This is a genomic window from Rhodococcus sp. PSBB066, assembly GCF_017068255.1.
GTDB lineage: Bacteria > Actinomycetota > Actinomycetes > Mycobacteriales > Mycobacteriaceae > Rhodococcus > Rhodococcus aetherivorans.
The window spans coordinates 696826-718274 of the sequence record NZ_CP070859.1; the positions used below are offsets into that span (position 1 = coordinate 696826).

Consider the following 21449-nt stretch of genomic DNA (forward strand, 5'->3'; position numbering starts at 1 on the left):
GGTTGCGGGTCAGAGACGTTCGATGATGGTGGCATTGGCCATGCCGGCGCCCTCGCACATGGTCTGCAGGCCGTACCGGCCGCCGGTGGCCTCGAGGTGGTTGACCAGCGTGGTCAGCAGCCGGGTGCCCGACGAGCCGAGGGCGTGTCCGAGGGCGATCGCGCCGCCGCGCGGGTTGAGCCGGGCCGGATCCGCCCCGAACTCGTGCGCCCACATCAGCGGCACCGGGGCGAACGCCTCGTTGACCTCGTAGGCGTCGATGTCGTCGATGCCCAGACCCGAGCGGGCCAGGATCTTCTTCGTCGCGGGGATGGGGGCGGTGAGCATGAACATCGGATCGTCGCCGGCGACGGCGAAGGAATGGAACCGCGCCCGCGGGGTCAGGCCCAGCTTGGCCGCGGCCTCCTCGCTCATGATCAGCACCGCCGACGCCCCGTCGGTCAGCGGCGACGAGTTGCCCGGGGTGATGTGCCAGCCGGCCTCCGGGAAGCGCGCGGCGTACGCCTCGGTGTAGAACGACGGCTTCAGCCCGGCCAGGGCCTCGGCGGTGGTGGCGGCGCGCACCGTCTCGTCGACGGTGTGCCGGACCTGCTCACCGGCGGCATTGGTGACCGTGATCGGGACGATCTCCTTGTCGAAGAAACCGGCGGCGATCGCCTCGGCGGCCCGCTGGTGCGACTGCGCCGAGAACGCGTCGAGGGCCTCGCGGTCGAACTTCCACTTCGCGGCGATCAGCTCGGCGGAGATGCCCTGGTTGACCAGGCCCTCGGGGTAGCGGGCGGCGATGCCCGGGCCGGAGGCGTCCTGTCCCATCGACGAGGTACCCATCGGCACCCGGCTCATCGACTCCACACCGCACGCGATGACGATGTCGTAGGCGCCGGCGATGATGCCCTGGGCGGCGAAGTGGGCGGCCTGCTGGCTCGAGCCGCACTGCCGGTCGATGGTGGTGGCCGGCACCGACTCGGGGAAGCCGGCCGACAGCAGGGCGGTGCGGGAGATGTTCAGGGCCTGCTCGCCCGCCTGGTTGACGCAGCCGCCGATGACGTCGTCGACGAGGGCGGGGTCGAGGTCGTTGCGCGAGGTGATCTCACGCAGCACGTGGGCGAGCAGCTCGACGGGATGGGTGCCGGACAGGGCGCCGCCGGGCTTGCCCTTGCCGACCGCGGTGCGGACCACGTCGACGATGACAGCGTTGGTCATGAGGAGTTCCTTTCGAGGGTTGGAGCGGCCCGGGTGCCCCGGAGGGGATCGACGAGACCCCGGGCCGAGATCAGGGGGTCAGCGACCCTTCCAGACCGGCTGCCGCTTCTGTGCGAACGCGGTCGGGCCTTCCTTGGCGTCGTCGCTGGTGAACACCACCTTCACCGCGGCGGCGTTGGCCTCCCACACACCCGGCTCCCAGTCGGCGCCGTGCGCGGTCCGGTGGATCATCGACTTCGATTCGCGTACCGAGAGCGGAGCGTTCGCGGCGATGGTCTCGGCCAGCCCGAGCGCCATCTCGAGCGCCGTGCCGTGCGGTGCGACCCGGTTGACCAGGCCCAGTTCCTTGCCCTGCGCAGCGGAGATCGGCTCACCGGTCAGCGCCAGTTCCAGCGCGACCTTGCGGGGGATCTGCTGTTGGAGCCGGATCACCCCGCCCGCGGCGGCGAAGAGACCTCGCTTGACCTCGGGCAGGCCCAGCTGGGCCTCCTCGTCGACGACGGCGAGGTCGGACGCGAGCACCAGCTCGGTGCCGCCGCCGAGGGCGAACCCGTTGACCGCGGCGATGGTCGGCTTGCTGATCCAGTGCTGGGCATAGCCGGCGAAACCCCATTCAGGGTGCCCGTCGGCGGCGATGCTCTCGCCCGTGGCCAGGGCCTTGAGGTCGGCGCCCGCGCAGAACGCGCGGCCCGCACCGGTGAGCACCACGACGCGCACGTCGTCGTCCGCCTCCGCCTGCTCGAGCAGCGTGCCGACCGCCGTCGCCAGCGCTGCGTTCACGGCGTTGAGCGCCCGGGGGCGGTTGAGCGTGATGACGGCGATGCCGCCACGCCGCTCGTACTGTGCGGCAGGTTCGGTAACGGTGGACTCGTCGGCCATGTGCGCCCCTATCGGATACAGTCGGCGTTACTTATCGATCGCTAAAGGACTACCACGGATCGATCGATCGGTCAATGGTCTGATCTAACTAGCGTCCGATCAGACGGTTCTGGTATGGATGAGGCCGTACGCGTGAGCCGCGACACGGATTCCCGAAGACACGGACCCCCGAGACACGGAAGACCCCGAGACAGGCTCGGCCACCAGGACGGCAGGAGAACTCATGCAGGCGGTACAACTGACCGAAGCAACCGGGCCCGACGGCGTACGACTCGTGGACCTTCCCGAGCCCGACGCGGACGGCCTCGTCGTCGTCGATCTGCACGCGGCCGGAGTCTCGTTCCCAGACCTGCTGCAGACCACAGCGAGCTACCAGGTCGTGCGCCCCCTGCCGTCCGTGCTCGGCGTCGAAGGCGCCGGCACCGTGCGCACCGCCCCGGCCGGCAGCGGCCTGAGCCCGGGGCAGCGCGTCGCCGTCCTCGCCACCGGCGGCGCCTGGCAGCAGACCGTCGCGGTGGATCCGAAATCCGTCTTTCCGCTTCCCGATTCGGTGTCCCTGACGGCCGGAGCCGGATTCCTCATGAACTACCTGACCGTCCACTTCGCCCTCGACGAACGCGCCCGCTACCGCGCCGGCGAGACGGTGCTCGTGCACGGCGCCGCAGGCGGGGTCGGCGTCGCCGCCCTGCAGGTCGCGGCCGCGCTCGGACTCGAGACCATCGCGGTGGTGAGCACCGAGGAGAAGGCCGCGGTCGCGAAAGCCAACCGCGCCACCCACACCGTCGCCGTGGAGGGCTTCAAGGACCGGGTCCTCGAGCTCACCGGCGGACGCGGCGTCGACATCGTTCTCGATCCCGTCGGCGGCGACCGGTTCACCGACAGCCTGCGCAGCCTGGCACCGAACGGACGGGTCGTGGTCCTCGGCTTCACCGGCGGCGAGATTCCCACCGTCAAAGTGAATCGTCTTCTGCTCAAGAACATCTCGGTCCTCGGCGCCGGATGGGGCGAATACGTGCGTACCTTCCCCGGCTACACCGCCCAGCAATGGGCGCAGCTCGAGCCGCTGCTGCGCTCCGGGGCACTGCAGATCCCCGAACCCACCGTCCACCCGATGACGCACGCCGCCGAGGCGCTGCGGTCGCTCGCACATCGCTCCGCCACCGGCAAGGTCGCCCTGGCGCTGCGCCCCTGACGTCCAGAGAGACCCTGACCGTCCCGAGAACCCCACCCCCCGGAGGACCCATGACCATCGATCCCGTCGGCGTCGACGTCACCGTCGACGACGGCATCCTGCGCGTCACCCTCAACCGGCCCGCACGGATGAACGCCGTCACCACCGCCACCCTCGAGGCCGTCGCCGACGCCTTCGAGAAGCACGCCGGCGACGACGCCGTGCGCGTCGCGGTCCTCACCGGCACCGGTCGCGCCTTCTGCACCGGCGCCGACCTCGCCGGCAAGGACCTGTCCGCTCCGCCGTCGGCCGGGACCATCGACGCCGCCAACCGCACCGTCGCCGCGATCCGCGCCTTCCCGCGCCCGGTCATCGGCGCCGTCAACGGCCCCGCCGCCGGCGTCGGCGTGTCCCTCGCCCTGGGCTGCGACCTCACCGTCGCGGCCGAGTCCGCCTACCTGCTGCTCGCCTTCACCCGCATCGGCCTCATGCCCGACGGCGGCGCGACCGCACTCGTCGCCGCGTCGATCGGCCGTGCCCGTGCCCTGAAGATGGCGCTGCTCGCCGAACGGCTGCCCGTCACCGAGGCACTCGCGGCCGGGCTGATCGCCGAGGTGCACCCCGACGACGACTTCGCCGCCGCCGTCGACGCGCTCGCCATCCGGCTCGCCGCCGGACCGGTCGAGGCCTTCCACGCCACCAAGGACGCGATCAACGACGCGACCCTCGGCGAGCTCGACAGCGCGTTCACCCGCGAGCGCGCCGGGCAGCTCGAGCTGCTGGCGTCCGCGGACTTCCACGAGGGCGTGAGCGCCTTCCAGGAGAAGCGGACGGCGGTGTTCGGCCGGGGCTGAGTCCGCCCGTCAGGGCTTCGGGGGAGGGGTGGCGCCGACCGTCTTGAGGGCGATCGCGACGTACTTGCGCGCCACCTCCTCCGGGCTCAGGGAGCCCTCGCGGTGGTACCACCGCGGGATGGACTGGCACATGCCGAGCAGCGCACGGGTCGTCTCGGCCGGATCCTCGACGTCGAACGCCCCGCGCCGGGTCCCGTCCTCGACGATCTCGAAGACGAGCTTCTCGATCTCCTTGCGCACCGCGCGGTAGCGCTGCCGGTTCTCGGGGCTGAGGTAGCGCACCTCGCCCTCGAGGGCGGCGAGGCGGGGACGGTTCGTCATGCGCAGCACGATCGCCTCGATGGCGTTGGAGAGCCGCTGCACCGGATCGTCGCCGCCGTCGGCGTCGGCGGCGTAGGCCCGGGTCATCACGTCGCTGGTCGAGAGCTCGAGCAGCGCGATGAGCAGGCCTTCCTTGTTCTCGTGGTGGTAGTACAGCGCGGGAACGGTGACGCCGACCCGGCGGGCGATCTCCCGTACCGAGGTGCCGTGGAACCCGGTCTCGTAGAAGGCGTCGAGCGCCGCGGAGAGAATGGGAGTCAGCTCCATCGGCTCGAGGCGACGCCAGTCCGGCGCAGCGACACCGTCCGCGACGGTGTCGTCGGTGGAAGTTCCCATTGCCGTACCCAACCTATCGATCGCTACATTCGGACGGCTCGAGGATACCTGTGCGTCGGCCCCGGCCGGGACGCCTGCGCACTCGGGGGCTCCCCGCGAGCGATGGACGCGCGCAGGAAGCACCACGGCGCGCGGACGACGAGGTGGGGGCTAACCCATCGGATCGTCGGCGCCGGCGCGTCCGGTGTCGTGGAACGGCGCCTGGAAGGTGCCCCAGCGCACGCACTCCCAGCCGCCGCCGGGCAGCGGGACCAGTTCGACGCTCTGGGTGTTGGCGAGGTGGTTGCTGGTCGCGAAGCTGCCCGGCACCCGGCCGAGGTGCGCGGCGACGAGGCGGATGGCGGCGCCGTGGCTGACCACCACGACGTCCCCCGAGCCGTCGTCGAGGTAGTCGGTGCGCAGCGACTCGACCACCGGCAGGTACCGGTCCAGGACGTCGAGGCCGGATTCGCCGCCGGGCACCCGGTCGCGCAGGTCGCCGGTGTGCCAGGACTCGTACACCTTCATGAACAGCGCGTGGGATTCCTCGTCGCTGCGGTCCTCGAGCTCACCGACCTGCACCTCGTGCAGGCCTTCGCGGACGACGGTGGTCACACGGGCGGCGAGCTCGACGTGCTCGGCGGTCTGCCGGGCGCGCAGGGCCTGCGAGGCGAACAGGGCTGTCGGCGGCTGCTGCGCGAAGCCCTGTCCGAGGGTGCGGGCCTGCGCGACGCCGAGGTCGGTCAGTTCGGCGCCCGGCAGCTTGGTGTCCAGGCGACGTGCGACATTCGCCACCGTCTGCCCGTGCCGGACCAGGATCAATCGGCCGCTCAACGCTCTTCCTCCCCGCGCCGCAGCCGTTGCAGCCACTGCGCATCCTCTTCGTCCGATACCGGGGCCACACCGTGCTGGGACACCGCCGCCCAGGAGCCGAGGAACCGCACCTGCGCGAAGCGGTGCAGCGCCTTGAGCGCCTCGGCGACGAGCGCGTCGTCGATGTGGCCGACACAGTCCAAGTGGAAAAAGTAGGTCCCGTATTCCTGGCGGGTAGGGCGGGACTCGATGCGGGTGAGGTCGATGCCGCGGGTGGCGAACTCGGTCATGGCCCGCACGAGGGAGCCCGGTTCGTTCGGCAGCTGCAGGATCACGGAGGTGCGGTCGATGCCGGTGCGCGCCGGCGTGGGGGCGGGCCGGGTGGCGAGCACGAACCGGGTGCGGGCGCCGGCGTGGTCGGCGACGCCGTCGGCGAGGACCGGCAGGCCGAGCCGCTGCCCGGCCAGGGCGGTGGACACGCCGGCGTCGGCCTTGCCGGCGGCGACGTCCTCGGCGGCGCCGGCATTGGACGAGGCGGCCACCACGTCGGCCTTCGGCATGTGGTCGACGATCCACTGGCGCACCTGCGCGGCGGCCACCGGATAGGCGTGCACGGTGCGGACCTCGTCGAGCGTGATGCCCGGCCGGGCCACGACGGTGAAGGCGACGTCCAGCTCGGTTTCGGCCACGATCTGCAGGCGCGGGCCGACCGCGAGGGCGTCCATCGTGGGGGGCACCGAGCCCTCCACCGAGCTCTCGATGGGCACCACTGCGCCGTCGACCGCGCCGTCGCGCACGAGTTGCAGCGCCGCGGGCGGGCTGGCGGCCGACACCCGCTCGACCGGGCCGTCGAAGGTGCCGGCGTCCTCGAACCGGGCGAGGGCCATCTCCGTGAAGGTTCCGGTGGGGCCGAAGTAGGCGATGCGGGGCACGCCTAGAAGGGTACGCATCGAACGTGTCCGGGCCCTGTCATCGCGGCAACGGGGTCATCGCGGCAACGGGGTCATCGCGCCACCAGGCCGAGGGCTGCGAGGTCGCGCGCGACGCCGGCCGGGTCGTCGACCTCGACGGCGAGCAGGATCTCGCGCACGGCCGCGGCCGCCTCGGGGATCAGGGCGGTCAGCCGGCCGGGGTCGGGCGCGGCGAGGGCGGCGCGCACGTCGTCGCCGCGCAGGGCCGCGACGGTGGCGGCGAGCAGGGCGAGCACCTCGTCGGCGTCGCGGGCTCGGGCGACGTAACCGGTGCCGGCGTGGGCGAGGACGGACAGGAAGTCGGCGATCTCCCCCACGTCGCGTCCGGTGGGCAGGCCGGGGCTGTGTCCGGCGCCGACGAGTGCGCGGGCCGTCACGGGCAGGTCACCGGCGTCGACGTAGACGGTCAGAGGGGCGGGTACCGCGACGGCGAGCGCGTCGTCGAGGTCCGCCGCGGTGCAGTCGAGCTGGTAGCGGACCGGGACCGGGCGCAGGCCGGCCAGGCGCTCCGCGTCGGGGGCGACGTCGAGTTCACCGACGATCCGCACCGCCCCGGTGGTCTCCCCGAGGGCCTCGGTCAGCGTGGACACCGGCACCACGAGGTCGCCGATCGCGTCGAGCGCGGGGGCGGCGAGCGCGTCGGCGAGGGTCGGATGCTGGCGGGTGAGCAGGGCGGTGAGCAGGCCGCGGGGCTCCTCGCGGGACGGCGGCATTCCGAGGGTGAGCGGGATCGGCACGTCTCCAGGCTAGTCGCCGGGGTGTTGCGACCCTACTCACCATGACTTAGGTTTGCCTCACCTACCATCCGAGGAGGATTCGATGCCGGCCACCACCGCCCGTTCCGCGCCCACGACCGCCGAAGCGGTCCGCACCGCCGTCGCCCGCACCGGCTCCGCCGCAGTTGTCACCGGCTCCGCCGTACTCGCCACCGACGGGGCCGCGCCCGTCACCGCGGTGCTGCACCACCTGCACAGCGACGGCGACCTGCTCGTCGTCGTCCCCGACGACTGTGCCGCCGTCGCGCTGACCTGGCAGCGCGGCGCCGCGGGCCTGCACGCCGTGCTGGAACTGACCGACCACTCGCCGCTGCGGCTGCGCAACCCCGTCCGCTCGCTCATCTGGCTCAGCGGCACCGCCCACGCCGTCGCCGAACCCCGCCAGCTCGCCGCCGACATCGCCGCGACCCTGCCCCACCCCGCGCTGCTCGACGTCGGGCACCGCGCCGAACTGCTGCGCCTACGGCTCACGTCCGTCGTCGCCGCCGACACCACCGGCGCCGAGTCCGTGGAGGTCGCCGACGTCCTCGCGGCCGCGCCGGACCCGTTCGCGGCCGTCGAGTCCGCATGGTTGCAGCACCTCGAGCAGGACCACGGCGACCTCGTCCACCGCATCGCCCGGCACATCCCCGTCAACGACCGGCGCGGCCGCATCCGGCCTCTCGGCCTGGACCGTTACGGCCTGCGCCTGCGACTCGAGTCCGGCCGCGGCGACCACGACGTCCGGATTCCGTTCCCCGAACCCGCCGACGACGTCGAGTCCCTGAGCCGCGCCCTGCGCCGCCTCGTGGGCTGCCCGTTCGCCAACGGGCTGCGCGCGAGGCACTGATCGGGCCCCGCGCTTCGGCGGTATCCTCGAGTCAGCACTCCCCCGAGCGCGTCGCACGCCGAAAGCCGGGAACCATGGCCGATTTCGATCCGGAAGCCACCCGCCCCGCGGGGCAGGGGATCGCGGCGGAACTCGCCGCGGCGGGGTTCGACGACGCCCTCGTCGTCGGCCGGGGCGGCTTCGGCGTCGTCTATCGGTGCCGGCAACGCTCCCTCGGGCGCACCGTCGCGATCAAGGTGCTCTCCTCCGACCTCGACGCCGAGAACCGCGAACGGTTCCTGCGCGAGGGGTTCGCGATGGGCGGGCTGTCCGGCCACCCGAACATCGTCAACATCCTCCAGGTGGGCGTCACCTCCACCGGCCGGCCGTACATCGTGATGCCCTACCACCCCAACGACTCGCTGGCGGTGCGGGTACGCCGGGACGGGCCGATGCCGTGGTGGGACGTCGTCCGCGTCGGGGTCAAGCTCGCCGGCGCCCTCGAGACCGCCCACCGCGCCGGCACCCTGCACCGCGACGTCAAGCCCGCCAACATCCTCGTCACCGAGTACGGCGAGCCGCAGCTCACCGACTTCGGCATCGCCCGCATCGCCGGCGGCTTCGAAACCGCCACCGGCGCCTTCACCGGATCCCTCGCCTTCACCGCACCCGAGGTGCTCGAGGGCAAGCCGCCCACCCCGGCCTCGGACATCTACGGCCTCGGCGCGGCCATGTTCGCCCTCATCACCGGCCGCGCCGCGTTCGAGCGACGCACGGGCGAGGAGATCATCGCGCAGTTCCTGCGCATCACCAGCCAGCCCATCCCGGACCTGCGCCCCCACGGCATCCCCGACGACGTGTGCGCCGCCATCGAGCACGCCATGTCCGTCGACCCGGCCCGCCGGCCCGCGACCGCGGCCGACTTCGGCCGCGAGCTGCAGCAGACCCAGGCCCGGCACGGCCGCCACGTCGACGACATGGCCCTGCCCGGCGAGCTGCGGTTCCACGACCAGCCGACGGGCCGGCACCCCCTCGCGAAACCCGTCACGGCCACACCCGTCACGGCCACCGCGGCACCCGTCAAACCCGCACCGCCGCGACCGAACGGTCCCCCACCGCCACCGCCACCGCCGCCCGGCCCACCCCGCCCGAGCGAACCCCCAGCGCGACGAACCGTGCGGCTGCCGGTGCTGCTCGCCGTGCTCGCCGTCGCGCTGCTCGCCGTCGCGGCCACGGCGGTCTACGTGGCGACACGGCAGCCCGGCGACGCCGGGACCGCCGCGGCCGGCGAGACCACCGAGGTCGCCCCGACCGCCGCGTGGCGACCGCTGCGGGACGCGCCCACCGCCCGCCAGCAGACCGCCGCCACCGTCGCCGACGGCACCGTGTGGGTGTTCGGCGGCCTGGACGACTCCGGCTCCTCCCCCGCCCACGAGGGCTACGACCCGGCCATCGACACCTGGAAGGCCGGACCCGACCTGCCGATCCCGCTCAACCACGCGACGGCCGTCACGTGGGACGGCGTGCCCGTCGTCCTCGGCGGCTGGATCCCGGACGGCCCCGACCTCACCGCCACCGCATCGAACCGGGTCTTCGCCGTCCGCAACGGTGAATGGGTGGAGATGCCACCGATGCCCCGGGCCCGTGCCGCCGGCGCCGCCGTCACCATCGGAAACAAGATCTACGTGTTCGGCGGCCAGGCCGACGACACCCTGATCCGCCCCACCGACGTGTTCGACGGCACCGCCTGGACCACGGTCGCCGACCTGCCGACCCCGCGCGAGCACCTCGCGGCCGCGACCGACGGCACCTACGCCTACGCCATCGGCGGCCGGGACCTGTCCGCCGACAAGAACGTCGCCACCCTCGAGCGCTTCGACCCCACCACCGGCGCGTGGACCGCCCTGCCCGACATGCCCACCCCGCGCGGCGGGCTCGGCGCCACCTACATCGACGGCCGCATCGTCGCCGCCGGCGGCGAGGAACCCACCCGCGTCCTCGCCGATGTCGAGGCGTTCGACCTGACCACCGGCACGTGGTCCGAGCTGCCGGACCTGCGGACCCCGCGGCACGGGCTGGCCCTCGGCGCGGTCGGCGACACCGTCTACGCCATCGACGGCGCCACCGGACCCACCCACGCCGAGTCGACCTCCGTCACCGAGGCGCTGCAGATCCCGCCGCGCCGCGTCCAGCCCGGGCCGGCGTGGCGGCAGCTGCGCGACGCCCCCACCGCCCGCCAGCAGACCGCCGCCACCGTCGCCGACGGCACCGTGTGGGTGTTCGGCGGACTCGACAACAACGGGTCCACCGCCCGGGTGGAGGGCTACGACCCGGCCATCGACACCTGGAAGGTCGGACCCGATCTCCCCCTCCCGCTCAACCACGCGATGGCCGTCGAGTACGCGGACGAGCTGGTGGTGCTCGGCGGCTGGGTGCCCGAGGGCGCCGACCTCACCGCCCGACCGTCGGATCGGGTGTTCGCGCTGCGCGACGGGCAGTGGACCGAACTACCGGCCATGCCGCAGGCGCGTGCCGCCGCGGCCGCCGTCACCATCGGGGACAAGATCTACGTGTTCGGCGGTCAGGCCGACGACACCCTCCTCGCCGCGACCGACGTCTTCGACGGCAGCGGCTGGAGCACGGTCGCCGACCTGCCGACCCCGCGCGAGCACCTCGCCGCCACCACCGACGGCACCTACGCCTACGCCGTCGGTGGCCGGGACCTGGCCGCCGACAAGAACGTCGCCACCGTCGAGCGCTACGACCCCGCCACCGACACCTGGACGCAGCTTCCCGACATGCCCACCCCCCGCGGCGGGCTCGGTGTCACCCACCTCGACGGCCGCATCGTCGCCGTCGGCGGCGAGGAACCCACCCGCGTCCTCGCCGACGTCGAGGCGTTCGACCTGACCACCGGCACCTGGTCCGAGCTGCCACCGATGGGCGTCGCCCGGCACGGTCTCGTCGTCGCGACCGTGGGCACCACCGTCTACGCCGTCGACGGCGCGCAGCGGCCCACCCACGCGCAGTCCACCGCGTTGGCGGAGGCACTGGACTTCTGGTGAGGCCTGGTACCTGCGGCGCCGCTGCGTCCCTCGGGACATGCCTGACGGCACGAACGACGCACCGGCCCTATCTTCGCCGCACCGGCGGAGCCGCCCACCCGCCGCTCGTCACGGCGGGTGCCGGCGAATACACCCGCAACATCAACCTGAAGCGCTCACCGCGCGGGGCCGGAAGCCAGTTCCTCGTCGCTTCGCCGCCCGGGTCGTCCGCCTGGATGTACAGCTCCAGTGACCCGTCCTCGCCGTACACGAGCTCGTCGCGATCACCGATCGCGAATCGATCGAGAGCATTCGGCACCTGGAACCCGTCCAGGTCGTACAGCGTGAGGGACCAGAAGGCCCGGGCCGGCGGCAGCGAGTCGGCGTCGAAACGAAGGACGTAGCGCCGATCGCCGGTCAGCAGCTCACCGTCCGAGTCCTTCTCGGTCCCGGGGTAGACGGCATCCTCGGGCAGGTTCGCACCGAGTCCCGCGGCGGCCACGACCGCTCGCTTCAGATACGACGTTCCGTACGTCCCGATGTTCTCCAGCTGGCTCATCCAGCCGTTCACCTCGGGTGCGAAATGTGACACCCCGCGCAGAACGGCCGCCTTGGCCGCGGCGGCGCCCCGGTCGATCGCCTCTCTCGTCGGCCGGTCCAGCACGGCTGGATCGAAGACCTTCCCCGCTCCGATTCCGAAGCGCTCCAACCGGTGGAGGATCGGATAATCGTTCGGATGCGGCGGGACGACGGCCAGCAGTCGGCTCAGCCGGACCAGCATCTCTTCGCCGCTCAACGCGTCGGCCTGGAAGAAGGGCGGTGTCCGGCCGTCGACCGACGGATCGACCGGGGCGGGGGCGGGGGCGGACGACGACCCGGAGTTCCAGCGGCCGAGCGGTGTCAACGCGAACCCGTCCTGAACTGCATGCACGGCGGCGAAGTCGCCCGGACCATCGGTCTGGACGCGGGCGATGATCCACACCGTGGGGGTGGGGGCCGCGAGCCGGCGCAGTCCCTCGGGAATCTCCCCGTCCCATCCGGGCGCGGTGAGCAGGAATGCTGCCGCCTCGTTCCCCGTCGTGCGCGACCCCGGGACCGCGAACACATCGGTCCACATGTCGTAGATCGGCGTGAGGAAGTAGCGACCGCCGGTAGCCGGGGTTTCGAAGACGACCGGCTCCGCAGTCAGATCGACCCAGGCGAACGAGTACAGGGTGTCGAAGTTGAAGCGGACCACGTCACGGTCCTCCGCCCCCGGATACGTCCGCACGTGGGCGAACCGGTTGACCGGCGCCCGCATGGGCTCGGTGACCTCGTCCGGCACGTTGACGGCCTGTCGCATGGTGATGTCCATGAGCACCAGCGGATACGCGTACAGGTACGCGTCCCGGGCCAGTTCCTCCATATCGTCCAACCGCATGGGCGGTCCTTTCGGTAGGTCGTCGCGGCGGTCCGGCCGCGCATCGTGACGCGGCCGACCGGAGGTCATCGTGATCCGCCCACCGACGACCCGCCAGGCAGGGACGGAAATGTCATCCCCGGCGAACGACCGACGAGGACCCGTTCGACGCCGGCACACCGCTCCGCGCCCGCCCTCCGGGGGTCAGGGCTTCGGCGTGGCGGAACGCGCCCGCCACCAGCCCACCGCACCGGTGACGAGCAGCGCCCCCACGAGCGAGCCGATGATCCCGCTCGGCCGCAGCGACAGTCCGTCGCCGGCCAGAAGGCTGACGAGCAGCCCGCCTACGAACGACCCGGCGAGCCCCGCAGCGAAGGCGAGGGTCCAATCGATCCGTCCCGCCGACCTGCCGAGCAGCAACTGGGCCGCGGCGCCGACGACCATCCCGAACACGAGGATTCCGATGAGCAACATGGCGACAGCATAGACGCTGAGTCCGAATTCGAATGATTATCGGGGCGAACGTCTTTCGGCACTCATGCGGCTGCGGGGTGTCCGGCCGCGGCCGACCGGAGGAACCCCGGACAGGCACGTCGCGTGCGGCCCACCCGGACGAGTGGGCCGCACGCGACGCCGGACCGCTTCACGCCCCGACCGGGAGGACGGCCGACTCAGGCCGCTCGACCCGCCAGGGCGCGCTCCTTGAGAGACTCGAACTCGGCCCGGGAAATCGTCCCCGCATCGAGCAGCGCCTTCGCCCGCCCGATCTCCTCGGCCGGGCCGCTGGACGCGACGGACCGGATGTACTCCTCGGTCGCGCGACGGGTTTCCGAGTACTCGCGCGCCGACCGCTCGGACATCCCCTTGCCCCGGGCGACGAGATAGACGAGCGCCGTGAGCAGCGGCAGGAACACGAGGAACACGAGCCACAACGCCTTCCACCACCCGCTGAGTTCTTTGTCACGGAACAGATCCATCGCGACGGAAAACATCGCGACGAGCGAGGCGACGAACACGAACGCCCAGAAGAACACCAGCACGATGTTCCACAGCGAGTCCCAGAAGTCCACGGTGACAGCTCCCGAAGGTGACGGATTCGCGCGGGCGGCAGCCCGCGCCGGAATGCGGCGGTACGCACAGGTCCGCCGACGACGATCGTCGCACCGACGGTGCCGGCTCGGCCCCTCCCGCCACGGATCTACTCCTCGGCGGACGAGTGGCCGGACGGGTGGCCGGACGAGGCGTGCAGCACCGGCCGCCTCCCCGGCCGGCGGACCGTCCCGTACCCGGTCGTCGGCACGGCGGCGACGGGGAGGACCGCCGGCAACCGGGCCCTCATCAGCCGTGGACGATTCCGGACCACGATCGGTGCGCCGCCGCGTGCGTCCTGCTTGACTGCATCGGCCCGCCAGCCCGGGCGTCCCCCAGGACACGAACCGACGAGGAGTATCACCGCATGCACCGGACCCGCAGTTTCCTCAGGATCTCCACCGCCGTCGTCGCCATCGGTGTCACAGGCGTTCTCGGCACGGCGTGCTCGTCGTCGCCGACCGCGGAGGAGAACAAGGCCGCCGCATGCGACGCCGTCGCCGACTTCCGGTCGGCGGTGGACGAGGCCCGTACCTCGCTGTCGTCGACGGCCACGGTGGGCGAGATCCGGGAGGTGCGGGAACGGTTGGCGGCCGGCTACGAAGACGTCACCGACTCGCTGTCCGCCGTGGGCCAGGACCGGGTGGACGCGATCGACCAGGCCTGGAAGTCGTTCGACGACGCGGTGGCGGACCTCGACGAGAACCTCGCGGTGCCGGACGCCGCGGCCTCCCTGCAGGAGGAGATCGTCGCGATCGACAAGGCCCGGGACGACGCGGGCCGGGGGCTGACCTGCGCCTGACCGGTGCCGGCGAGTCGCCGGCCCGAACGGCGTCGACGATGCGCGCCGGCTCGGTGCGCGACCGGCTGGAGACCCTCGCGTCCGGTCGCGCGCTCGTGCGGGCGTTCACCGGACTGGTGGAGATCGAGATGGTCGATCGGTCGATGACGTTGGCGGCGCAGCTGTTCACCTCGGTGCTCCCGGTGATCATCGCGAGCGCGGTCCTCACCGACCGGGACATCGTCACCCGCACGCTCGAAACCCAGTTCGGTTACGCGCCGGCGGCCCTCGTCCGATACGGCGGACACCCCCCGGTCGATCCGTCGTTCGCGGCGTTCGGGGTCGCGGGGCTGCTGATGCTCGCGATCAGCGGAACCTCCTTCGCGCGGGCCCTGGCCCGGATCTACGGCAGGATCTGGGCCGTGCCCGCCATCGGCCTGCGCCGGTCCTGGCGATGGTTCGCCGTTCTGTTCCTCGTCGCCCTGTCGGCGGTGTCGACCGCCGCGCTCCACGCCGCGTCCGCAGGAGCGCCGGCAGGGGTGGCCGTCGCGCTCTTCACCGAGTCCGTCGTGTGGTTGTTCGTGTGGACGGCGTGCCCCGCTCTGCTCACAGTCGGGGCGGTGCCGAGTCGCGTCCTGTGGGCGAGCGGGGCGTGCACCGCAGTCGGGCTGACCGCGGTCCGACTGGGCGGATACGTCGTCCTGCCGCGCGCCACCGCGACCGCCGAGGCCCAGTTCGGAGCGCTGGGACTTGTCTTCACCACCATCGGCTGGTTGTTCGTCGTATCGGTGGTCGTCGTGGCAGCGCCGGTCCTCGTCCAGACGCTCCGGACCGGTGAGGGCCGGATCGGGCGGTTCCTCGGCGGGTGAGCGGAGCCGGGCTCACGAGGCGCAGACGTCCGATCGGCCCGGCACCGCCCCGCTCCCGTCGATCTTCCCGTGGGGGCCCGGCGACGGCGTCGGTCCTCCGCCGATCAACGCATCGACCCATCGGGTCGCAGGGTCGACGTCCAGCAGCAGCGCCTTCACCAGCAGCGACAGCGGCACCGCCAGGACGGCCCCGAGCGGGCCGAGTACCCAGGCCCAGAAGATCAGCGACAGGAACGTCGTGGTGGCGCTCAGCCCGACCGCGTCGCCGACGAACTTCGGTTGGATCACCGACTGGATGACGACGTTGAGGACCGAGTAGACGACGACCACCCACACCATCAGTCCCACCCCGCCCTGCAGCAGGCCGAGCAGGGCCGGCGGAACGAGACCGAGAACGAAGCCGACGTTGGGAATGTAGTTGGTGATGAACGACAGCAGGGCCCACAGCACCGGCAGGGGGATCCCGAGGAGCCACAGCGCGGCACCGTCCAGCACGGCGACGACGAGACCGAAGACGGTGGAGACCACGAGGTACTTGCGGGTTCCGTGGGCGAACGATCCGAGGGCGTAGGCGATCTCGGGTTTGGTCCGGGCCACGAGCTGCATCCGGGCCCCGATGGTCGTCCCGTCCACGGCCATGAACAGCAGCAGGGCCAGGACGAACAGCAGGTTCGAGAAGACCCCGACCGCACCCTGCAACGCCGCCTCCACGGCCGAGACGACCCTGCCGAGGTCGACACTGCCCAGGGTGCTCCGGATCTGCTCGTCACCGATGCCGACAGAGGCCAGCGCATCGCGCACCCCGTCGAGCAGCGCGTCGAGCTCGGCGTCGTACTCGGGCAGCAGGGAGGCGAGCTGGGCCGTGGACACCACGAGGGCGAGGACGAGGCCGACGAGGATCGAGTAGACCGCCGCCAGGGAGGCGAGGAGACCGACCCATGCGGGCAGGCCGCGCCGCCCCGCCCAGCTCTGGACCGGCTGCACGGCGACGCTGAGTATGAGGGCCAGGAACACCGGACCCACCACGCCGGAGAACGCCGACACCCCCGCGACGGTGACGACGGCGGCCGCCGCGGCGAGCAACACGATCAGCCCACGGGGAATCGCCCAGGCGGGTCGGTCGGGGGTTGCGGGACGATCAAGGACATCACGCCGGGTGGCGGGAGAGCGCATCGCTGGCCTTTCGGCTCGTCGATTCGGACAGGGGCAGGCAGAGCGCTGCCGACAGTGACACGGCGGCGGCCGCGTCCCCTTCTCCGAGGCCGCAGATTCATCCTGGACGGATGATCCGACCGGTGACGGCTATGATCGCCGCGTGAAGATGGGGGTATCGACGCCGTCGAACCGGTCGCCATGGTTCCTCGTCACGCCCCCGCAGCCCTCGTACGGAATCGTCCCGCGCCCGCGACTCGACGCCCGCATCGACGACGCGGTCGACCGCCATCGTGTCACCCTCCTGACGGCCCCGTCGGGATACGGCAAGACGAAGGCACTGACGCAGTGGTTCCGCCACCGCGGCGGTCCCCGGGCCTGGCTGACCCTCACCTCGTATCACGACGTCGACACCGAGATACTCGCCGGCATGATCACGGCCCTGCGACGAGCCGCTCGGATCGGTGATGCGGCCGCGCTGCGGCCCTTTCTCGGGTTCGTGGGCGATTCGACGGATCCGGTCACCTGCGCGGACCGGCTGGTCCGGACGCTCGAGGACCTCTCCGAACCGGTCGTCCTCGTCGTCGACGACGCCCACCTCGCGGGTCCGCACGTGGCCCGCGGGGTGCTGTCCTCCCTCGCCGAACGCGCCGCGGGCAACCTACGGCTCGTCCTGGCCGGAACCCACGACCTGACCACATGGTTCAACCGCGATCTGGTGGCAGGCCGGGCGACGGTCCTGTCTCGCGACGATCTGGCGTTCACCGTCGGTGATATCGAGCAGGCTGCAGCAGCGCTCGGGGGATCCTGTCCGGCCGGGATCGCCGCGACGATGCACGAACGGACCTCCGGCTGGCCCGTCGCGGTGCGTTCGGCGCTGCTGCTCGCCGCCCGCGGCGACGTGCCCGACGATTCGATCGACACCGACCCCTTGCTGACCGACTACGTCGCGGAGTCGGTCCTCGGCCGGCTGCGGCCCCAGCTGCGCGAGTTCGTGCTGGACGCCACGACGTGCACCCAACTCGACCAGGAACTGGCGGAAGCGCTCGCCGGGCACACCGACAGCGGGAGTCTGCTCGAGGAGTGTTACGGGCTCGGGCTGTTCCTCGACAGGTACGTCGAGGCGGACAACGCCACCGTCTACCGATGGCACTCGCTGTTCGCCCGGCAGTGTCGGATCATCCTGCGGCGACGCGACTCTCGCCGAGCAGATCATCTGCATCGCGTTGCGGCACGCCATCTCGCCGACCTCTCCCCCGCCGAATCCGTCACCCACGCACTGCGCGGGCACGATCCGGAACTCGCCGTGCGCACGATCCGGCAACACTGGGTCCGGCTCGTTGTCGACTCGAACGCGCGGACCCTCGAACGGCTGTGCCTCGAGCTACCACCCCGGTGGAGCGAATCCCCGGACATCCTGCTCATCCGGGCGTGCTGCCTCGACGTCGTCGGCGACCGAGCCGGTGCCGCCCTGTTGTACGAGCGAGCCACGGCGGCGCGCACCGGGACGGACGGGTCCGACGAACACGCCCGCCTGCGCGCACTTGCGGAACTGTTTCTCGCCCACGACCAGACGGACCTGGGCAACGCCGTGGACCGGGTCGCCGCGTCCGTCGCCGAAGCGGACACGAGCGGCTCGCACGCGTACGAGTTGTTCCTGCTGGGGTGGACGGAACTGCGGCTCCGTCGCCGTCCGGTGCGAGCCGTACAGTTGCTGCGGTCCGCGCACCGGGAGGCCCGCGCGGCCGGGCGTACGGTACTCGCCGGACGCGCCGCCGCGAACCTCGAATTCGCCCTCGCGTACGGCGGGCACTTCACTGAGGCCGTCGCAACGGCCCAGTGCGAGGCGAACGAACAGGACGACGAATGGCGCACCTACGACGGGGGTATCGACCTCGTCGGACGCGGCTTCATCGCCTACTGGCGGGACGCCCTGCCCGACGCGCTGAAGTACTTCGCCGACGCGGCCGAGAGCGGCGGTGGGGACACGTCCTATTCGTCGCTGGCCCGCGTGTTCTTCGCGCTGACGACCGCCGCACTCGGAGACATCCGTGAGATCGCCCGTGCGCGAGAACTTCTCGACGGTGTACCCGCGAGCGAGGAGCACGGGGTCCCCTGGCCGATCTACACGCGCCTGGCGCACGCCCTGCTCGCGGAGAGGTCGGTCGGGTCGGCCCGTGCGCTCGATCTGGCCGATCCGCTGCGGCACACCACGAACGTTCCCATCGTCACGGCATTGACGGCGGAGCTGTACCGCCGGGGCCGCCAACCGAACCGCGCTGTAGAGGTGTTGCGCAACCTCCCCGGCGTGCAGCCGCGCGCATTCGTCGAGGCGAGCCGCCTCGTCACCGCGGCACTCGTGCAGCGGGAACGGGGCGACTTCGCCGGAGCCCATCGCCTCCTCGAGAAGAGCCTGGACGTGGCGGCACCCGAGAACATCCGGCGACCGTTCGACGGCCGGGATCCGACACTGCACCGGCTCCTCACCGAACATGCGACCTGGGGAACCGCCCACGGCGACTTCGTCACCGCACGCCTCGTCCGGGCCGACGAGACGCTCGCGGCTGCTGGGGTCCCCGCCGCTCGGCTGTCCGCCCGGGAGCGGGAGATACTCGCCTACCTCCGCACCCCGATGACAGCGGAGGAGATCGCCGCCGCGCTGTTCGTGTCCGTGAACACCGTGCGAACCCACCAGCGCTCGATCTACCGCAAGCTGGGCGTCAACTCCCGTCGGGACGCGATCAAGATCAGGATGTGAGAGGCCCGCCGCGACGCGGCACAATCGCGACCGTGACGATCCGTACCTGGCTGACGCCACCGCCCCGGCCACCCGCCGAGCCCCTCGACCCGACGGCCCGCCGCGCCCTGTGGGTCGAGGTCACCATCGTCCTGCTCGTCACCTTCGGCCTGAGCGGGCTGTCGTCGATGCTGTCGCTGCTCGAATCCGCACTCGCACCGGAGCCGCTGTCCGACCAGACCGTCGCGCTGAACGTCCCCCGCTCGTCGCAGCAGTTCATCGACCTGGCCCGGCAGGTGCTCGGCATCGTCCGGTTGCTGGCATGGGCTGCGCTCGGGGTGTACCTGCTGTGGCGCAGCGGCATCGGCCCGAAGGCGATCGGCTTCGCCCGGGACCAGCTGCGCCGCGGCCTGCTCCCCGGCGTGGGGCTGGCCGCGCTCATAGGAATCCCCGGGCTCGGCCTGTATCTGGTGGCACGGGCGGCGGGCATCAACCTCACCGTCGCGCCCAGCACTCTCGAGGACTATTGGTGGCGGCTGCCGGCGCTGGTGCTGTGGGCGATCGCGAACTCCGCCGCCGAGGAGGTTCTCGTCGTTGCGTACCTGATCACCCGACTGCGGCAGCTCGGCTGGTCGGAGAACTCCTCGCTGCTCGCCTCGTCGCTGCTACGCGGCAGCTACCACCTCTACCAGGGCCTCGGCGGCGGGCTCGGCAACGTCGTCATGGGTCTGGTGTTCGGCCGGTACTGGCAGCGCACGTCGCAACTGTGGCCGCTGGTGGTGGCGCATGCGCTGATCGACAGCGTCGCATTCGTCGGCTACCAGGCGCTGCGCGGGCACGTGTCCTGGCTGCCCTAGCCCGGGCTGCGTACATTGGGAGGTCGTGAACGGCGACCATCCCGACCCTCGGCCCCGGCCCCGGCCGCCGCATCAGCCTCCGCAGATGCCGCCGCCGCGCCGCCCGGCACCGATGGGCCGGCCGGCGCCGCCGTCGTCGCCGTCGCCGGAGGGACCGCAGATCATCCGTCGCGACGGACGTCCCCCCGCCCCGCAGCAGGCCTGGTCGCAGGCGCCGACACCGCAGTACCGGCCGCCGGCACCCCCGCCGCGGCAGCCGAGGCCGGCCCCGCCGCCACACGAACCCCCGAGGCAGCAACCGCCGAGGCAGCAGCGCGACTGGGCGCCCAGACAGACCCCCGAACCGTACGACGAGCCGCGCCGCGCCGCGGCGCCCCCACCGCCGGCCCCGCCGCCGCGACGTCGGCCCACCCCGCCCGCGCCCGAGCCGGCCCCGCGCCGTCGCCCCGTCGGCGCCCGTCGCCTGCTGCGCCGCGCCGCGATCGTCGTGCTGGTGCTGATCGCCCTCGTCGGCGCCGGTGCCGTCTACCTCGACGGCAAGCTCACCCGCGTCGACGCGCTCGCCGACTACGACGACCGCGTCGGCGACACGCCGGGCACCAACTGGCTGCTTGTGGGGTCCGACAGCCGCACCGGCCTCAGCACCGAGCAGGAGCAGGAACTCGCGACGGGTGGGGAGACCGGCCCGGACCGCACCGACACCGTCATGCTGATCCACGTGCCCAGCGGCGGCGGGGCCACCACGATGGTGTCCCTCCCCCGCGACTCGTACGTCCCGATCCCGGGCCACGGCCAGGACAAGCTGAACGCGTCGTTCGCGCTGGGTGGTCCGGCGCTGCTGGTGCAGACCGTCGAGGGCGCCACCGGCGTGCACATCGACCACTACGCCGAGATCGGGTTCGGCGGCTTCGCCTCGATCGTCGACGACCTCGGGGGTGTGGACGTCTGCCTGCCGCAGGCCATCGACGATCCGCTGGCGGGGATCTCCCTGCCGGCCGGCTGCCAGGAACTCACCGGTCCGCAGGCCCTCGGCTTCGTGCGCACCCGCGCGACGGCGCTGGCCGACCTCGACCGGATGAACAACCAGCGGCTGTTCATGTCCGCCCTGCTCAGCAAGGCCACCGGCCTGAGCACGCTGCTGAACCCGGTGCGGATGTGGTCGCTGGCCTCCGGGGTCGCCGGCTCGTTGCGGGTCGACGAGAGCGACCACATGTGGCACCTGGCCCGGTTCGGGTGGGCGATGCGCGGCGAGACGGTGACCGCCACCGTCCCGGTCGGCGGCTTCGAGGACGTCTCCGGGATCGGCAATGTGCTGCTGTGGGATCGGTCGCGGGCCGTGCCGTTCTTCGACGCGTTGGCCCAGGACCAGCAGATTCCGCCGGAACTGCTGACGCCGCCGTCGTGAGCCCG

19 protein-coding genes are annotated in these 21449 nt (G+C 72.1%); 9 read left to right on the top strand and 10 right to left on the bottom strand.

Features of this window, described 5'->3' with window-relative positions:
* Window positions 1–9: 9 nt before the first annotated feature.
* Window positions 10–1203 (bottom strand): thiolase family protein, encoded by a 1194-nt coding sequence (locus tag JYA75_RS03265; protein ID WP_029546945.1) that lies wholly within the window; start codon window positions 1201–1203, stop codon window positions 10–12.
* 78 nt (window positions 1204–1281) lie between these two features.
* On the bottom strand, window positions 1282–2082 hold the full coding sequence (locus JYA75_RS03270; protein ID WP_006944628.1) for a crotonase/enoyl-CoA hydratase family protein: 801 nt from the start codon (window positions 2080–2082) through the stop codon (window positions 1282–1284).
* A gap of 223 nt (window positions 2083–2305) precedes the next feature.
* On the opposite strand from JYA75_RS03270, the gene JYA75_RS03275 reads away from it, so the two are divergent.
* Window positions 2306–3274, top strand: coding sequence for an NADPH:quinone oxidoreductase family protein (locus JYA75_RS03275; protein ID WP_006944629.1), 969 nt, complete (start codon window positions 2306–2308; stop codon window positions 3272–3274).
* A 50-nt stretch (window positions 3275–3324) separates the two neighbouring features.
* On the top strand, window positions 3325–4107 hold the full coding sequence (locus tag JYA75_RS03280) for an enoyl-CoA hydratase (RefSeq protein WP_065923214.1): 783 nt from the start codon (window positions 3325–3327) through the stop codon (window positions 4105–4107).
* A gap of 9 nt (window positions 4108–4116) precedes the next feature.
* Here JYA75_RS03280 and JYA75_RS03285 read toward each other — a convergent pair whose 3' ends face one another.
* From JYA75_RS03285 to JYA75_RS03300, 4 genes are all read right to left on the bottom strand, one after another.
* Window positions 4117–4764 carry a TetR/AcrR family transcriptional regulator gene (locus JYA75_RS03285; protein WP_006944631.1) on the bottom strand — a complete coding sequence of 216 codons (648 nt, stop codon included), beginning with the start codon at window positions 4762–4764 and terminating at the stop codon, window positions 4117–4119.
* Between the two features lie 150 nt (window positions 4765–4914).
* A complete protein-coding gene (locus tag JYA75_RS03290; RefSeq protein WP_006944632.1) occupies window positions 4915–5577 on the bottom strand; it encodes a histidine phosphatase family protein in 663 nt (220 codons plus the stop codon).
* Complete coding sequence (pheA, locus tag JYA75_RS03295; protein ID WP_065923216.1) at window positions 5574–6488, bottom strand: prephenate dehydratase; 915 nt, start codon at window positions 6486–6488, stop codon at window positions 5574–5576. The genes JYA75_RS03290 and pheA overlap by 4 nt, the downstream gene beginning before the upstream one ends.
* Before the next feature lie 71 nt (window positions 6489–6559).
* Window positions 6560–7264: a hypothetical protein gene (locus tag JYA75_RS03300; RefSeq protein ID WP_203329684.1), complete on the bottom strand. Its 705-nt coding sequence runs from the start codon at window positions 7262–7264 to the stop codon at window positions 6560–6562.
* Between the two features lie 82 nt (window positions 7265–7346).
* On the opposite strand from JYA75_RS03300, the gene JYA75_RS03305 reads away from it, so the two are divergent.
* Window positions 7347–8132, top strand: a complete 786-nt coding sequence (locus tag JYA75_RS03305; RefSeq protein WP_203329685.1) for a DUF2470 domain-containing protein — start codon at window positions 7347–7349, stop codon at window positions 8130–8132.
* Between the two features lie 74 nt (window positions 8133–8206).
* Window positions 8207–11176, top strand: coding sequence for a serine/threonine-protein kinase (locus tag JYA75_RS03310; RefSeq protein ID WP_206003456.1), 2970 nt, complete (start codon window positions 8207–8209; stop codon window positions 11174–11176).
* Between the two features lie 67 nt (window positions 11177–11243).
* Here the strand turns inward: JYA75_RS03310 and JYA75_RS03315 are convergent, their stop codons facing one another.
* The 3 genes from JYA75_RS03315 to JYA75_RS03325 all read right to left on the bottom strand — a co-directional run bounded on the left by JYA75_RS03315 (window position 11244) and on the right by JYA75_RS03325 (window position 13624).
* Complete coding sequence (locus JYA75_RS03315) at window positions 11244–12575, bottom strand: DUF1254 domain-containing protein (RefSeq protein WP_185713424.1); 1332 nt, start codon at window positions 12573–12575, stop codon at window positions 11244–11246.
* A 183-nt stretch (window positions 12576–12758) separates the two neighbouring features.
* On the bottom strand, window positions 12759–13028 hold the full coding sequence (locus tag JYA75_RS03320) for a hypothetical protein (RefSeq protein ID WP_006944638.1): 270 nt from the start codon (window positions 13026–13028) through the stop codon (window positions 12759–12761).
* Between the two features lie 197 nt (window positions 13029–13225).
* Complete coding sequence (locus JYA75_RS03325; protein WP_050034341.1) at window positions 13226–13624, bottom strand: SHOCT domain-containing protein; 399 nt, start codon at window positions 13622–13624, stop codon at window positions 13226–13228.
* Between the two features lie 386 nt (window positions 13625–14010).
* Between JYA75_RS03325 and JYA75_RS03330 the strand changes: the two genes are divergently transcribed.
* Window positions 14011–14445, top strand: coding sequence for a hypothetical protein (locus JYA75_RS03330; RefSeq protein ID WP_050034340.1), 435 nt, complete (start codon window positions 14011–14013; stop codon window positions 14443–14445).
* 38 nt (window positions 14446–14483) lie between these two features.
* A complete protein-coding gene (locus JYA75_RS03335) occupies window positions 14484–15293 on the top strand; it encodes a hypothetical protein (RefSeq protein WP_050034339.1) in 810 nt (269 codons plus the stop codon).
* 12 nt (window positions 15294–15305) lie between these two features.
* On the opposite strand, the gene JYA75_RS03340 is transcribed toward JYA75_RS03335, so the two are convergent.
* Window positions 15306–16466 (bottom strand): AI-2E family transporter, encoded by a 1161-nt coding sequence (locus JYA75_RS03340; RefSeq protein ID WP_050034338.1) that lies wholly within the window; start codon window positions 16464–16466, stop codon window positions 15306–15308.
* A gap of 148 nt (window positions 16467–16614) precedes the next feature.
* Here JYA75_RS03340 and JYA75_RS03345 point away from each other — a divergent pair, with 148 nt between their 5' ends.
* From JYA75_RS03345 to JYA75_RS03355, 3 genes are all read left to right on the top strand, one after another.
* The gene (locus JYA75_RS03345; protein ID WP_241009816.1) at window positions 16615–19203 is read left to right on the top strand and encodes a LuxR C-terminal-related transcriptional regulator; all 2589 of its coding nucleotides are present in this window, start codon (window positions 16615–16617) and stop codon (window positions 19201–19203) included.
* A 32-nt stretch (window positions 19204–19235) separates the two neighbouring features.
* Window positions 19236–20039 (top strand): CPBP family intramembrane glutamic endopeptidase, encoded by an 804-nt coding sequence (locus JYA75_RS03350; RefSeq protein WP_006944640.1) that lies wholly within the window; start codon window positions 19236–19238, stop codon window positions 20037–20039.
* 160 nt (window positions 20040–20199) lie between these two features.
* Window positions 20200–21444: an LCP family protein gene (locus tag JYA75_RS03355; RefSeq protein WP_239010592.1), complete on the top strand. Its 1245-nt coding sequence runs from the start codon at window positions 20200–20202 to the stop codon at window positions 21442–21444.
* Window positions 21445–21449 lie beyond the last annotated feature (5 nt).

Excerpts from the sequence above, each read along its gene's own strand:
- JYA75_RS03265 (WP_029546945.1), bottom strand. The coding sequence starts at position 1,203 with ATGACCAACGCTGTCATCGTCGACGTGGTCCGCACCGCGGTCGGCAAG.
- JYA75_RS03270 (WP_006944628.1), bottom strand. The coding sequence starts at position 2,082 with ATGGCCGACGAGTCCACCGTTACCGAACCTGCCGCACAGTACGAGCGG.
- JYA75_RS03275 (WP_006944629.1), top strand. The coding sequence starts at position 2,306 with ATGCAGGCGGTACAACTGACCGAAGCAACCGGGCCCGACGGCGTACGA.
- JYA75_RS03280 (WP_065923214.1), top strand. The coding sequence starts at position 3,325 with ATGACCATCGATCCCGTCGGCGTCGACGTCACCGTCGACGACGGCATC.
- JYA75_RS03285 (WP_006944631.1), bottom strand. The coding sequence starts at position 4,764 with ATGGGAACTTCCACCGACGACACCGTCGCGGACGGTGTCGCTGCGCCG.
- JYA75_RS03305 (WP_203329685.1), top strand. The coding sequence starts at position 7,347 with ATGCCGGCCACCACCGCCCGTTCCGCGCCCACGACCGCCGAAGCGGTC.
- JYA75_RS03310 (WP_206003456.1), top strand. The coding sequence starts at position 8,207 with ATGGCCGATTTCGATCCGGAAGCCACCCGCCCCGCGGGGCAGGGGATC.
- JYA75_RS03315 (WP_185713424.1), bottom strand. The coding sequence starts at position 12,575 with ATGCGGTTGGACGATATGGAGGAACTGGCCCGGGACGCGTACCTGTAC.
- JYA75_RS03320 (WP_006944638.1), bottom strand. The coding sequence starts at position 13,028 with ATGTTGCTCATCGGAATCCTCGTGTTCGGGATGGTCGTCGGCGCCGCG.
- JYA75_RS03330 (WP_050034340.1), top strand. The coding sequence starts at position 14,011 with ATGCACCGGACCCGCAGTTTCCTCAGGATCTCCACCGCCGTCGTCGCC.
- JYA75_RS03335 (WP_050034339.1), top strand. The coding sequence starts at position 14,484 with ATGCGCGCCGGCTCGGTGCGCGACCGGCTGGAGACCCTCGCGTCCGGT.
- JYA75_RS03340 (WP_050034338.1), bottom strand. The coding sequence starts at position 16,466 with ATGCGCTCTCCCGCCACCCGGCGTGATGTCCTTGATCGTCCCGCAACC.
- JYA75_RS03345 (WP_241009816.1), top strand. The coding sequence starts at position 16,615 with ATGGGGGTATCGACGCCGTCGAACCGGTCGCCATGGTTCCTCGTCACG.